The sequence below is a fragment of the Paraglaciecola mesophila genome (genome assembly GCF_009906955.1).
Taxonomy (GTDB): domain Bacteria; phylum Pseudomonadota; class Gammaproteobacteria; order Enterobacterales; family Alteromonadaceae; genus Paraglaciecola; species Paraglaciecola mesophila_A.
The window spans coordinates 1,250,046-1,262,876 of sequence record NZ_CP047656.1 but is presented as its reverse complement, the minus strand read 5'-3'; the positions used below and the strand labels follow the sequence as shown (position 1 = coordinate 1,262,876).

Genomic DNA, 12,831 nt, shown 5'->3' with positions numbered 1-12,831 from the left:
GATATTTATGCACACTGTTTCGATGTTCCATTGTAGTACCTCGTCTTGTATATCATAAGTAATAGCAACACGCTTCAGCAAACCTCGCCTTGAAAAAGGTATTTTTATTACTCTTGAAAATTATAGGAAAGACTATGTCTACTACTACTGGTACAGTTAAATGGTTCAACGAATCTAAAGGTTTTGGTTTCATTCAGCAAGAAAATGGTCCTGACGTATTTGCTCACTTCCGTGCAATTACTGGTACTGGCTTCAAAACACTAGCTGAAGGCCAAAAAGTTGAGTTCACAGTAACTCAAGGCCAAAAAGGTCCTCAAGCAGAGAATATCGTAGTACTTTAATTCAAGCTTGCTTGATTAAATACGAATTCCAAAAAAAGGCAAACATATAGTTTGCCTTTTTTTATGCCTGTAATTTGATACCGTAAGTACAAGTCACCGTTTTCGGACTAAACGGCGTTAGCGCGATTACACGCTAAGCTCGCCTTTTAGATTGCTGGTCATCATTTTTTTCATTTCTGACACGCTTAGTGTTTTACTCAATAAGTAATGTAGTTTCGCTAATGCAGCTTCTGGGGTCATATCGCCACCTGATAACACGCCTACGTCTTGCAGTACGTTACCATTTGCATAACCAGACATATTGACTTTGCCGCGTAAGCATTGAGTGCAGTTAACGATTAAAATACCATTGTCGTTAGCGTGTTTAAGTTCGTTTAACAAAGCAGCGTTTTGAGGTGCATTGCCCACACCATAACTAAGTAAAATCAATGCTTTCACGGGTTGCTGTAGAATATTTCGGATAACCTCAGCGCTGATCCCAGGGTATAAACTGACCACGCCAACTGGTTGTGGTGTGACATTGCTGACCAATAGCTGTTGTTGACTAATGGGCGTCACTTTACCGGCCATCACTTCGATGTTAATGCCAGCTTTTAACAACACGGGAAAGTTAGGAGAGCCAAATGCGTCGAAGCCATCGGCATCCAACTTACGACTACGATTGCCACGAAAAAGCTTGTTGTTGAAATACAAGCTAACTTCGGGAATAGGGTAGTTAGCCGCTAAATACAGGGCGTTTAATAGATTTTCTTGGCCGTCAGAGCGCAGTTGCGCTAAGGGTATTTGCGAGCCAGTAACAATCACGGGCTTGCCTAAGTTCTCTAACATAAACGACAGCACTGATGCTGTATACGCCATGGTATCTGTGCCGTGCAGGATAATGAACCCATCATAGTCTTGGTAATTTTGCTGTATATCATCTGCAATTTGCTGCCAGTCTTTGGGACTCATATCTGCAGAATCAATCAAACTTTCATATTCGTTGATGGTGAAGTCAGGCATTTCTTGGCGATGAAACTCAGGCATTTTAGCAATGGTATCTGATAAGAACCCTGCTGCTGGTACATAGCCCTTTGAAGAGGGGCGCATGCCAATCGTACCGCCGGTATATGCAACGTAGATTTGTTTTTTCACGTGATAGCTCGTTTAACCTTGTTTGGTAGAATTGTAACCTAAATGTGGTGCAGAAATCCCGAGTCAGAGACGTCACAAACTCACTTTCTTGTCAGGCTATGCTGCGAAGGGAAATCCTCTGGATACAACTGACGTGCAGCTGAGGATTCAAATGATTTAAGAAGAGGAGTGAAAACCGACGCACCGAGTAATCCGTCTAAATCACTCATTAATTGCTCGGCACTGGCGTGAGGGTCATTACAGCAAAACTGATATTGACTGATTAGGGTGGTTAGCCGAGTATCGTGTTGTTCTTGTAAAATGTTATCGGCCAAAATGAAAAAATATGCGCTCCCCCAGTATGCTGCGGGGTATTGCTTATTACTCATTAAGCGCCTTGCAATAGAAGCTGGGGATAAATCACTGTTGAACCATTTTAAATGGGGAGCGATTTTCTTGGCATAATTCTGCTCTATTGTGCCTGCTAATAGGCCTGCCTTGGCCATAACTTGATATTGCATAAAGCTGGCGAATCCTTCTGCCAGCCAAGCGTATCTAGCGCCTAAGTAGGGAATGGCTAAGTGGCTTATCTCGTGATAAATCGTCCAGTCGTTGATAAATTTATCTTGCCCAAAGCGGCTATCCACATGCAGATAAATACGTTGAGGGTTATCTCTACGGGTGTAAGCCCATGGCACAGGTTGATTTGACTTCTTGGGCACCAAGTGAAATATCAATCGTGATGGATATACGCCTAGTGTATCTCGCGTGGCGTTCACGCCTACTTTTACCCACTGAGTTAGCTTGGCTTTGTCGGGGGCACTAAAGCGCTTAAAACCATGAATTTCAAACTGATCAAACTCCCCCGCGTTAATACGCTTGATGCGGCTTTCGACCTTATGTACGCGTGCAGCTTGATTATCCACGGGCAGCACTTCGGCGTGCGAGTTCAGACTAAAAACAGTTGTTATTATCAGCCATAGAGCACGAGATACGCTCGTGCGTATCGTTAAGCTGGGCGTTGGTGCACCAGCTCGTGTTTCACCGGCTCCGCGCGCACGTATTACATAAGCCAGAGTGCAAAGGGTCGGCATTTAGCTGAGGCAGCGTTGAAACATTTGAATAGCCATTTGGTAGCAATGAATGGCTAATGCAGGGTCATACCTTTCTCCTTCATCACGCATAAAGGCGTGTTGGGCATTTAACTCATGCCAGGTGTAGTTGAGGTTGTGATCTTGCATTGTCTTATTAATTAACTCTCGGCCTTCGCGAGAGACATGGGGATCTTGTTTGCCAAAGATCATGCATAGTTCAGCGCTGATCTTAGCGCACTGGCTCAATGAATCATTACCTTGTTTACAAGGCAAAGTGTTTGAGTGAATGTCTGTTGGATATAAACAAAACGCTCCATCAATTCTTGGATTCAATGCCGCCCTAAAAGCGAGATGACCGCCGATACATACACCCATACTGCCCACTTTGCCGTTACAATAAGGTTGTGTGTCGATAAAGTTAAGCATACTTTGGGTGTCGCTGTCGTGTTGCTCAAGTGGCTTCGCAAATTTATCTGCGTTGCCTTTATCTTTGCCTGCATCATCGTAGGCAAGTACAGTACCCATGGGATTTAATTCATGAAAAACCTCAGGCACTAACACAACAAAACCATGGCCTGCGAGCAGTTTTGCACTGCGCGTAATCGGTGCGGTTTCTTGAAATATTTCAGAATAAAAAATAATGCTTGGGTAAGTGCCCTGAGCGATAGGCCGATAAATCGAGGTTTGCATATCGCCGCTAGGGGTAGAGACGGTGTTTTGATGAGATTGAATGATCATGAATGGCGGTTTTCGTTCGAGTGTAATGGACCATAAGAGTAATGGAAGGGGCGCAAACTTTGAAGAAAAACATACTATTGACTGTGCAGGAAAACGTTAAAGCTGATACATTAGCGCCGCAAAAATTAATCTAACAGGAGTAGAAGCATGTTTAACGTAAATGAATATTTTGAAGGTAACGTAAAATCTATCGCTTTTGATACAGCGGTGGGCAATTCTACTTTAGGTGTAATGGCTCCAGGTGAGTATGAATTTGCAACATCAAAACACGAAACCATGAGCGTGGTGAGCGGCGCGATGACGGTTTTATTGCCTGGTGAAACCGAATGGAAAACATTCCCTGCCGGCCAAGTGTTTACAGTAGATGCAAACGTAAAATTTAAAGCGCAAGTATCTGTTAATACTGCATACCTTTGCGACTACGTTTAGTCGGTAACTGACTAAACGTTTGGACCTTAGATAACATGCAAAAAACGGTTAAGAAGCTAGATAACAATGTGATTAAAGCGCTGACAATCGTTTGTGAGCAAGCCAAACAGGCAGTGCCTGGCTTTGAGTGGATCACACATACAGCCAGCTACGATCGTTTTCCGGGCAGCTTAGCGGTTATTTGCGTGTTTGATACTCAAGCATCAATAGAGCAAGCCCAAGCGCAACAACTCGATGTGTACTTGCGTCGCCAGATCCAAGGTCAGCTACTCAAAGTTGGGATCAAGCTAAAAGATGCCCGACATCACGTACGTTATGACAGCGAGCAAGCCTGTGAAGCACAGAATAACGGTAATTGGCAGCAGCGTTTAAAACTACATTAAAACCATTTGGCCACAGAAAATTATGCTGAGATTTTGGTTTAAAGAGTTCCCTCAATATCCTTGTGACCATACGGATTATTGGCGTACGCGCTTAATTTCCTATGCGCTGCTTGTGACGACGAGTTATTTCTTGCTCCTTACCATCATTAATATTGTGACGTTCAGTAATTTTTCCTTAGCCTTGTTAGATGGCACTGGGCTGCTATTTTCACTAGGGATTTTTGCATGGTTTAGAGCAACAGGTAATGTAACGGTTGCCTCGTGGGCGGTGACTATCATGGTGACCGCGCTCATTTTGTTGTTTGTTACTTCCGCAAAGGGGTATTCTCACTCGCTTTATTGGGCAACCCTAGTCCCACCTTTTGCTTTTTTCTTATTGGGGCGAAAGTTTGGAACGGCGGTCAGTACCTTTACCTTTTTTATTTGTGTGCTTGTCGTTTATAAACAAATGGAAACGCAGCAGCCTGGGTATTTTGCATTTGGCTCACTACTGAATGTGATAGAGGTGAGCGTCGCGCATATACTGCTCTTTCGTTTCTATGAACAGGCTCGCTCGTCTGCTTACAACACATTGGCGATTAGAAACACTGAGATTTTACAATTGGCGGAGACGGATAAGTTAACTGGCTTATTCAACAGAGAAAAATTAGAAAGCACCTTGATAACTTTACTCTCAAAGGTCGATGAGCAGCACCCACTAAGTGTAATGTTATTGGATGTTGACCACTTCAAAAAAATTAACGATCAATATGGTCATTTTGAAGGTGACAAGGTGCTGCGAGTGCTAGCCAAAAAGCTGCAAGAACTCATGCGTGAAGAAGATGTGGTCGCTCGCTGGGGTGGAGAAGAGTTTGTTGTATTATGTGCTACCACATCACTTGAAAAAGCAATGCAGCTTGCACAGCGTATACGCGAAGACATTGCCAAGCAGGTTATCTCCGGTCATGCGCTAACGATAAGTGTAGGTGTGGCGCAATATGTACCTAGTGATTCCCTTGACTCTTTATTAGGTCGCGCTGACGTTGGCCTATATCAGGCGAAAAATAACGGCCGTAATAGCGTTATTGCCGCCTAAAGCTATCAACGATGCTGTACCTTATGCTGCCAATGTTTAGCCAGATATGACATGACTGCACCGGTATATTCACATGCAGAAAAGAGGTAAATAATGAGCAAACCTAGTGCAACATTTCGGTTTTTAGATTCATACCAATCCGCATTAATAAGTGGCCTCCTCAGAATGCGTCCAGCGGTTTTTGATTAAGGCGTCGCTATGTAGTAATGGTTGCTCCCTTTCTAATAGTGAGAACGCAGAGCAAAAGCCGCTGGGGCATTCCTTGCAGGCGAGTTTTAAAAGGGCTTACACTGCGTTGCATGACTTCGAAAGAGAACAACTATTCATTCAGTCATGCGCCTTGTTTAAGCCCTTTTAAACTCTCGCTGAGTGATCACTTATTAACGTGGAATGGTATTAAACAAAATGCAGGCGTTTACGCTGCAAAAAGAAGTCGATGGCGCTTATTATTCAGCATCAAAGAGGGAAGGGCGATTTGTCGGCAGTGTTAAATTGTGTGAGCACATATTTGACGAATTAAATATATTTTTCGTTCGCCAACAAATCGATATAGCCCAGTGTGATATCCATATTGTCGCTAAACTTGAACAACCCAACCAGCTGGTTGCTGTACCACTGGTTGTAAACAAGTTGCTCAAACACATTGACTGCCAACTCACTTTTTCAGTTATAGCAGGTGACTAGGCGTAACGGGATTGACTGCTGACTTATACCAATTCCATTAAATAATTGGCCTCTCAGAATTCATCCAGCGGGTTTTGAACAAGGCGTCGGTGTGTAGTAATGGTTGTTCCCTTTCAAATACCGAGAACGTAGTGCAAAACCCGCTGGGGAATTCCCTTCGGGCGAATTTTAAAAGGACTTACTCTGTGTTGCTTAAACTCGAAAGAGCACCACTATTACTTCATTTAAGCGCCTTGATTAAGTCCTTTTAAATTTTCGCTGAGTGGTTAATTATTTAATGGAATTGGTATAATGGGCTCCCTTATTCGCCAAACGTTTTATTATCGCTTTATGTTGAGGAAATTTTTCAAGAAGCTCCTCTTGGCTTACCTCTATCATGTCTTCTTTTTCCCAACCTGGAGACACAGCTTCACTGACTAATCCGTATGCGCCTGAGGGCAATTCAGCCGCTTTGTATGTGCCGCCAGGTACTGGGAGTTGCAATTGCTGACCGTTTTGGATATCTGGGCCGACGACGACTTTCTCGTAACGCCCATCAGGGTATATCATGTGGTAGGTAATCGGGGCTCCCATATGATAAAACTCAATGCCGTCTGAATACTTGGTGTGAAAATGATCAATGTTGTTGTCGTCAGTCAGCATGTAGAAAATCGCCGTCATTGTGACGCGCTCTCCACGCTTTGTTGTTACTTTGTCTCTATGGTTTGCTTTGAATGTTTGACGGAAGTAACCGCCTTCAAAATGATGAGATAAATTGAGTTGCTCTATAACCTGTTCTTTGCTCAATGTAGGCGCGAGAGGATTGGCGCTAACGTAACTCGGGTTAAGTGTAACGGCTACTGCCATAGTGCAGATCATTAGTAAGGTGTTCACTTTGCCTTTAGTGATTGTTGTGCTCTTCAAAGCGAGTTTGCGTAGCATATTGGTATCAAGTCTCTATTTAAGGTTGGGGTCGTTGCGTGTAAAAAGTCTCTGGGGGTCACAGCGGTAGCACGGTTTCAGCCACGGTGACTGTTTTTGCGTCTACTCTATCAATGATTTTTATAATGGTGGTCTGTACCGTTTCATCTTGTCGAATATCGGTGCTGCTACTAAAACTCTCAGCCATCGCAGGCGCGCTCTCTTGTTCAATAAAGCTGACTTCCACCTTGCTTGCCAACTCGCTGCTTTGGCCAAAGTATTGAATGCTGATCATGGGGTAACCCTGAAACCCGCGTTTCACCCGTTTTTCGATTCGCTTGTGTGCTTTGTCTACATTCATTTGTCACGCTCCGATTGTTATCGCTTCTTGCAAGCATTTTTAATGGGCCATTTGGTTTAGGCTACATCAGTATCACAGCGGTCTAGATTATTCTACTCCCCTAATTTTAGGTTGCCGTAACAGACATCTATCATCCCGCTGTTGTTAAGGTGAAACTAACAGAGGTCACGCAGAAATAAGCAGTATAGAAGTGAGACTGGTGTATTTATACCATCCCCATTATTATTTGTTCGCGATGAATATTGCAATAGAAACAAAAAACTCGCCGGTTGGCGAGTTTTGTTTATTCATCTTTGGTGGCATTAAAACGCAGCGTTGTGATTATTTAACTTCAACGCCGGCTGCTTGTTTATCTGCATGGTAGCTGGAACGTACCATGGGCCCGCAAGCCGCATGAGTAAAGCCGATTTCTTTAGCGATTTCACCTAGCTCGTCAAACTCAGTTGGATGTACATAACGTTTCAACGGGAAGTGATGCTTACTAGGTTGTAAATACTGACCTAGGGTAAGCATCTCAACATTGTGTGCGCGTAAGTCTTTAAGTACTTCAGCAATTTCTTCTTTGTTTTCACCCATGCCCATCATTAAGCCTGATTTGGTGGGAATATCAGGGTGCTGTTCTTTAAATTTTTTCAATAAATCAAGAGACCACTGGTAATTCGCACCAGGGCGACATTCGCGGTACAAACGTGGAATGGTTTCCAAGTTGTGATTAAACACATCTGGCACGCCATTTTTTAATATCTCGAGAGCTTTGTCCATGCGGCCACGAAAATCAGGTACCAATACTTCAATTTTGGTGCTTGGACTGTGTTCGCGAATTGCATTGATGCAATCAACAAAATGCTGAGCACCGCCGTCACGCAGATCATCTCGGTCAACCGAGGTGATAACCACATATTTAAGCTGCATTTCGGCAATGGTTTTAGCTAATTTAATTGGCTCTTCTGCACTTGGCGGTAACGGTTTACCGTGAGCGACATCACAAAACGGACAACGACGGGTGCAAATATCACCTAGAATCATAAAGGTGGCAGTACCGTGATTAAAACACTCCGCTAGGTTAGGGCAGCTTGCTTCCTCGCAGACTGAGTGCAAGTTGTTTTTACGTAATGTCTTTTTAATGTGATCAATACGATCTGTGGTGCGAGGTAGACGAATTTTTATCCAATCAGGTTTGCGCAGCATTTCCGCCTTTTCAGTAGGCATGATAGTGATCGGAATATGTTTAACTTTTTCATCATCCCGAAGTTTAACTCCGGCTTGTGGACGTGCGTTACTCATCAAAACCTTCTTTGTTTTCGACGCTTGCAATACCAAGCAATGAACATAATTTGTCGGCGATGGCTGGGCCAGCAACAGATAATGCGTCTGGTCCGCCTAATTGGGTGCAATCTACCATTTCTAGGCCAGCATAACCACAAGGATTAATTCGCTCAAAGGGCGCTAAGTCCATATTCACGTTCAAAGCGAGCCCATGAAATGAACAACCGCGGCGAATGCGTAAGCCGATAGAACATACTTTTTTGCTATCTACATATACCCCTGGCGCATCTGCTCTTGGATAGGCATCAATCGCGTACTCTTTTAGGGTCTCAACAATGCAGTTTTCCAAAGCGCTAACCAAGGTACGTACACCCAAATTGTGACGCTTTAAGTTTAGCAAAACATACATCATTTGCTGACCAGGCCCGTGATAGGTGACTTGCCCGCCACGGTCCACTTTTACCACCGGAATATCACCAGGTGCGAGTAGATGTTCTTCTTTGCCCGCTTGGCCTTGGGTAAACACAGGGTCGTGTTCCACTAACCATATTTCGTCTTGGCTGTTAGCGTCTCGATTGTCAGTAAAGTCTTGCATGGCTTGCCAAATCGGCTGGTATGGTTGCCGGCCGAGCTGGCGAATAATAACGGGGGTGGTGTCGTTCAAACCTTATAGGTGTCCTGTCTAAGAAAAGCGCATCATACGATGCGCTAGATCTAAAAAACGCTTAAAGAACCACGCGCACTAATTCAAGCTTAGAAAGCTCAGTGTAGATGGTTTCCATATGCTCTTTACTTGTCACTCGTACACTGATTGACAGCGAGTGGTAGTTACCTTTAGAGCTTGGTTTAACACTGGGAGAATAATCACCCGGTGCATGGTTTTGTAAACAATTTATTACCTGATCAGGTAGCTTTTCATCTGCAACGCCCATTACTTTAAAGGTTTGCTGGCAGGGAAAATCGAGTAATTTATCAAATTGAGTTTGCATAATAATGTGCTCAATACGTCTTAGCTATCGAAGCCAAGTTGTAGTTTAACGAAATCTACTAGGCGATCAATCATGCCACCTTCGTTGACTTCTTGTAATGTAACCAAAGGATATTCGGCGACGTCTTCACCGTCTAATTGCAAAAATAATTTTCCAACCACTTCGCCTTTCGCCAACGGCGCTTCTAGCTTTTTATCCAGTTCGAAATTAGCTTCTAAATTTTTGCTCTGTCCACGAGGGATGGTAATGGGGGTATCTTGAGAAATACCAAGATCAACGGTCTCTTTGTCACCCATAAATATACGGTGCGACACGAAGCTCTCACCCGCATGATAAGGGGTAATGGTTTCATAGAATCTAAAACCATATTTAAGTAGCTTTTTATTTTCAACTTTACGCGCACGCTCGCTGTCAGCACCCATCACCACAGCGATTAAACGCATGTCTCCTTGGGTAGCAGAAGAGACCAAGCTGTAGCCCGCATCTGATGTATGGCCTGTTTTAATTCCATCCACGTTCAGACTTTTATCCCATAACAAACCATTACGGTTGTATTGCTTTATGTTGTTGTAAGTAAACTCTTTCTCGCTGTATACCTTATATTCGTTAGGTACGTCAGTAATGAGTGCACGTGCTAGGGTTGCCATGTCTCGTGGGGTTGTGTAATGGTCAGCGTCTTGCAAACCATGGCTGTTTACAAAGTGAGTGGATGTCATGCCTAGTTTTTCAGCATGCAAGTTCATCATACTGGCGAAGGCATCTTCACTGCCTGCAATATGCTCTGCCATAGCAACACAAGCGTCATTACCTGATTGAACAATAATGCCACGATTTAAATCGGCTACGGAAATCTGTGTACCCACTTCAATAAACATTTTCGATGAATCAGGAAAATTTTTGGCCCATGCATTTTCAGAAATTGTCACCATGTCGGTGTCTTTAATGTTGCCGTTGGCGATTTCCTTACCAATCACATAGCTGGTCATCATCTTCGTTAAACTAGCGGGAGGAATTTGAATATCAGCGTTTTGTTCGGCAATCACTTTGCCAGTTTGATAATCAACTAAAATAAAGCCCTTAGCTGAAACGGTGGGTGCGTCAGGTATGATAACCGCTGCACTCGCCGCATGAGAGAAAAAGGAAAGAGAGAAGCAGCTAAATATGGCTAATAAGAGTGTCTTGGTGTTTCGCATGGACCTACCGTAATGTGATATTTGTTAATAATGTATTTTTGGCGTGCTGTGCCTAAAACGACGGCTAATATATCAGTTTTTCAATGACTTTGCTTTGCCAGCAACAAAAATTGTTACACAAAACAAAATTGATAAAGCGCCAGTTGGACAACTACCCGAGTAAAAAGTTTATTGCACCAATAATTCATTGGAAGAAACGCGGTAAGCGTTACCTAATTCATGGGATAAAACTTGTAGGCGTCGCCATACCCTGTGGTACGTAATTGTTCCAATATTCCGTTTGCTTGTTTGTCAGAATCAAACGGGCCTAAACGCAAACGATATAAGCCTTCCTCTAACGGAGCGACAAACGGTACTTGATAAAGACTCGCCAATGCATTTCCAATTTTATGAATTCGTTGGTTATTGGTCAGCGCGGCAATCTGAATAAAAACGGGATCTTGTTGTACATTGGCAGACGGTAATCCGATGGTTGTTGGAGGACGGACAGTACCAGAAGTCGCTACTTCGGTGGTTGTGCCTAATGCAGGGACTTTCGGTGCTGATGCGATTTGCACCTTGTCATTTGTCACTGAATCGTTCTTGAGGGGGGCAGGAGGGACAGATATGCCATTGCCTACCGTTTGCGTACCCGTCTCATCAATGTGAATGACCTCTAATTTAACTTGGGTTGTACCTGTGCTTAGCATCCCAAGTTTCATGGCGGCCGCATAGGATAAGTCGATAATGCGGTTGTCATGAAAAGGGCCACGATCATTAACCCTTACTATGGCTTCCCGTCCGTTCTTTAAATTGGTGACTTTTACATAGGAAGGCAGGGGTAATGTTTTGTGCGCCGCGGTCATGGCGTACATGTCGTATGTTTCACCATTTGATGTGAGATGACCATGAAACTTTTGACCGTACCATGATGCTCCCCCCGTAGCGGAATAACCTTTACCGGTTTTCAATGGTGTATAGTGCTTCCCTAAAACCGAATAGCTACGCAAATTGGCTAGGGCGTAGGGTTCGTACATCGGCTCAGCGTCATCAAATTTGATCCCGTCTTTTATTGCCTTCGGGGCTGAGTCTTTATGCTGGCTGTAGCGCCCGTAATTTGGGTTTGACGAACTGGTACAGGCAGCAATGCAAACCAGCAATAGCGTTAAAATAGTTGACTTAATTAGCATTTTCTTCTGCTTTTTTATCAATAGTTTGAATGCCCATGGCTAACTGGCGACTAAACTGAAATGCCACCATAGCGTACAACTTACTGTGGTTATAGCGGGTAATCACATAGAAGTTTTTTAAGCCAAGCCAATAGTCTTTACCATGAGGCTGGGCGAAATCGAGTAATTTTACGCTGCTTTTTTGCCCTATGTTCTGCCACAGTGTATCGGGGGTATCGATAGCATAATCTAGGGCGGTTTCAACGTTAAGATTAATACCGGCTTGTTGCAATTGGTCAAAGGTTTCACGGTACTTAAGTGACTTTCTTAGCCAAGGTTTAGCTTGCTTACTTGTGGCATTTACCGGAAAAGCTATCGCGTCACCTCGTTGCCAGCCATTGCGTTTAAAGTAATTGGCGATACTGCCAATGGCATCCACTGGGTTATTCAATAGGTCTCGCACGCCGTCATTGTCAAAGTCCACGGCATAGTGGCGATAGCTCGACGGGATGAACTGTCCCCAGCCCAGGGCCCCAGCATAAGAACTTTTTAACGCTGAGATATCAAATTGCTCTTCATTAGCCAACATTAACAACTGAGCAAGTTCTTTTTGAAAGAATGATGCCCGTGGTGGGTAATGAAAACCTAACGTATAAAGCGCATTCAAAGCTGAATATGTACCCTTATATGTACCGTAAAATGACTCAATACCGAGTATTGCCACGATCATTTCTGCGGGCACACCATATTTTTCCTCGGCCCTTGTAAGGGGGGCGCGGTGGGCTTGATAGAATGCCAGGCCTTTTTCTAAACGCTTTTCAGTGAGAAATATGGGGTAATATTGATGCCAAGGCTTTGCTTCCCATGGGCGTTTAATGGCATCGATGACCGCTTGGTCTCTTTCCGCTTGGTCTAAGACCTGTCGCGCTGTCTCGCGATTGAACGTGTATTCATTGACCATGTTTTCAATGAATGCTGCTTCTTTGTCGGTGACAGCCACAGAGACAGTGGCAATCAGTGTAAATGAAATGGCAAGTAAAGCACTCAAAATAAGGCGAAAACTGGGTTTAAAAGACGTTAGAATAGCCACACTTGCTCCATACAATATTATTATTTT

General features: G+C 43.8%; 16 protein-coding genes. 5 read left to right on the top strand and 11 right to left on the bottom strand.

The genetic code is table 11. From position 1 onward, the window contains the following. Positions 1–134: 134 nt before the first annotated feature. Entirely contained in the window at positions 135–341 is a 207-nt protein-coding gene (locus FX988_RS05395) for a cold-shock protein (RefSeq protein WP_006994582.1), read from the top strand. Positions 342–467: 126 nt separating this feature from the next. On the opposite strand, the gene ansA is transcribed toward FX988_RS05395, so the two are convergent. The 3 genes from ansA to FX988_RS05380 all read right to left on the bottom strand — a co-directional run bounded on the left by ansA (position 468) and on the right by FX988_RS05380 (position 3,286). After that, positions 468–1,475 (bottom strand): asparaginase, encoded by a 1,008-nt coding sequence (gene ansA, locus FX988_RS05390; RefSeq protein WP_160178672.1) that lies wholly within the window; start codon positions 1,473–1,475, stop codon positions 468–470. A gap of 80 nt (positions 1,476–1,555) precedes the next feature. Then, positions 1,556–2,380 carry a hypothetical protein gene (locus tag FX988_RS05385; RefSeq protein WP_254700728.1) on the bottom strand — a complete coding sequence of 275 codons (825 nt, stop codon included), beginning with the start codon at positions 2,378–2,380 and terminating at the stop codon, positions 1,556–1,558. Positions 2,381–2,548: 168 nt separating this feature from the next. Continuing rightward, positions 2,549–3,286 (bottom strand): dienelactone hydrolase family protein, encoded by a 738-nt coding sequence (locus tag FX988_RS05380; protein ID WP_160178671.1) that lies wholly within the window; start codon positions 3,284–3,286, stop codon positions 2,549–2,551. Positions 3,287–3,433: 147 nt separating this feature from the next. Between FX988_RS05380 and FX988_RS05375 the strand changes: the two genes are divergently transcribed. From FX988_RS05375 to FX988_RS05360, 4 genes are all read left to right on the top strand, one after another. Continuing rightward, on the top strand, positions 3,434–3,715 hold the full coding sequence (locus tag FX988_RS05375) for a pyrimidine/purine nucleoside phosphorylase (RefSeq protein WP_160178670.1): 282 nt from the start codon (positions 3,434–3,436) through the stop codon (positions 3,713–3,715). A 35-nt stretch (positions 3,716–3,750) separates the two neighbouring features. Further along, complete coding sequence (locus FX988_RS05370; RefSeq protein WP_160178669.1) at positions 3,751–4,098, top strand: Fis family transcriptional regulator; 348 nt, start codon at positions 3,751–3,753, stop codon at positions 4,096–4,098. Between the two features lie 22 nt (positions 4,099–4,120). Next, complete coding sequence (locus tag FX988_RS05365) at positions 4,121–5,173, top strand: GGDEF domain-containing protein (protein WP_160178668.1); 1,053 nt, start codon at positions 4,121–4,123, stop codon at positions 5,171–5,173. A 405-nt stretch (positions 5,174–5,578) separates the two neighbouring features. Then, a complete protein-coding gene (locus tag FX988_RS05360) occupies positions 5,579–5,857 on the top strand; it encodes a hypothetical protein (protein ID WP_160178667.1) in 279 nt (92 codons plus the stop codon). A gap of 270 nt (positions 5,858–6,127) precedes the next feature. Here the strand turns inward: FX988_RS05360 and FX988_RS05355 are convergent, their stop codons facing one another. From FX988_RS05355 to mltB, 8 genes are all read right to left on the bottom strand, one after another. Further along, complete coding sequence (locus FX988_RS05355; protein ID WP_160178666.1) at positions 6,128–6,778, bottom strand: cupin domain-containing protein; 651 nt, start codon at positions 6,776–6,778, stop codon at positions 6,128–6,130. A gap of 58 nt (positions 6,779–6,836) precedes the next feature. After that, positions 6,837–7,118 (bottom strand): hypothetical protein, encoded by a 282-nt coding sequence (locus FX988_RS05350; RefSeq protein WP_160178665.1) that lies wholly within the window; start codon positions 7,116–7,118, stop codon positions 6,837–6,839. A gap of 321 nt (positions 7,119–7,439) precedes the next feature. Beyond that, positions 7,440–8,402 (bottom strand): lipoyl synthase, encoded by a 963-nt coding sequence (lipA, locus tag FX988_RS05345; RefSeq protein WP_160178664.1) that lies wholly within the window; start codon positions 8,400–8,402, stop codon positions 7,440–7,442. Then, a complete protein-coding gene (gene lipB / locus FX988_RS05340; protein ID WP_160178663.1) occupies positions 8,395–9,048 on the bottom strand; it encodes a lipoyl(octanoyl) transferase LipB in 654 nt (217 codons plus the stop codon). The genes lipA and lipB overlap by 8 nt, the downstream gene beginning before the upstream one ends. A gap of 61 nt (positions 9,049–9,109) precedes the next feature. Beyond that, a complete protein-coding gene (ybeD, locus tag FX988_RS05335; RefSeq protein ID WP_201751662.1) occupies positions 9,110–9,376 on the bottom strand; it encodes a DUF493 family protein YbeD in 267 nt (88 codons plus the stop codon). Between the two features lie 17 nt (positions 9,377–9,393). After that, entirely contained in the window at positions 9,394–10,566 is a 1,173-nt protein-coding gene (locus FX988_RS05330; protein ID WP_160178662.1) for a serine hydrolase, read from the bottom strand. A 212-nt stretch (positions 10,567–10,778) separates the two neighbouring features. Then, positions 10,779–11,735 (bottom strand): septal ring lytic transglycosylase RlpA family protein, encoded by a 957-nt coding sequence (locus FX988_RS05325; RefSeq protein ID WP_160178661.1) that lies wholly within the window; start codon positions 11,733–11,735, stop codon positions 10,779–10,781. Beyond that, positions 11,725–12,804, bottom strand: coding sequence for a lytic murein transglycosylase B (gene mltB / locus FX988_RS05320; RefSeq protein WP_160178660.1), 1,080 nt, complete (start codon positions 12,802–12,804; stop codon positions 11,725–11,727). The genes FX988_RS05325 and mltB overlap by 11 nt, the downstream gene beginning before the upstream one ends. Positions 12,805–12,831 lie beyond the last annotated feature (27 nt).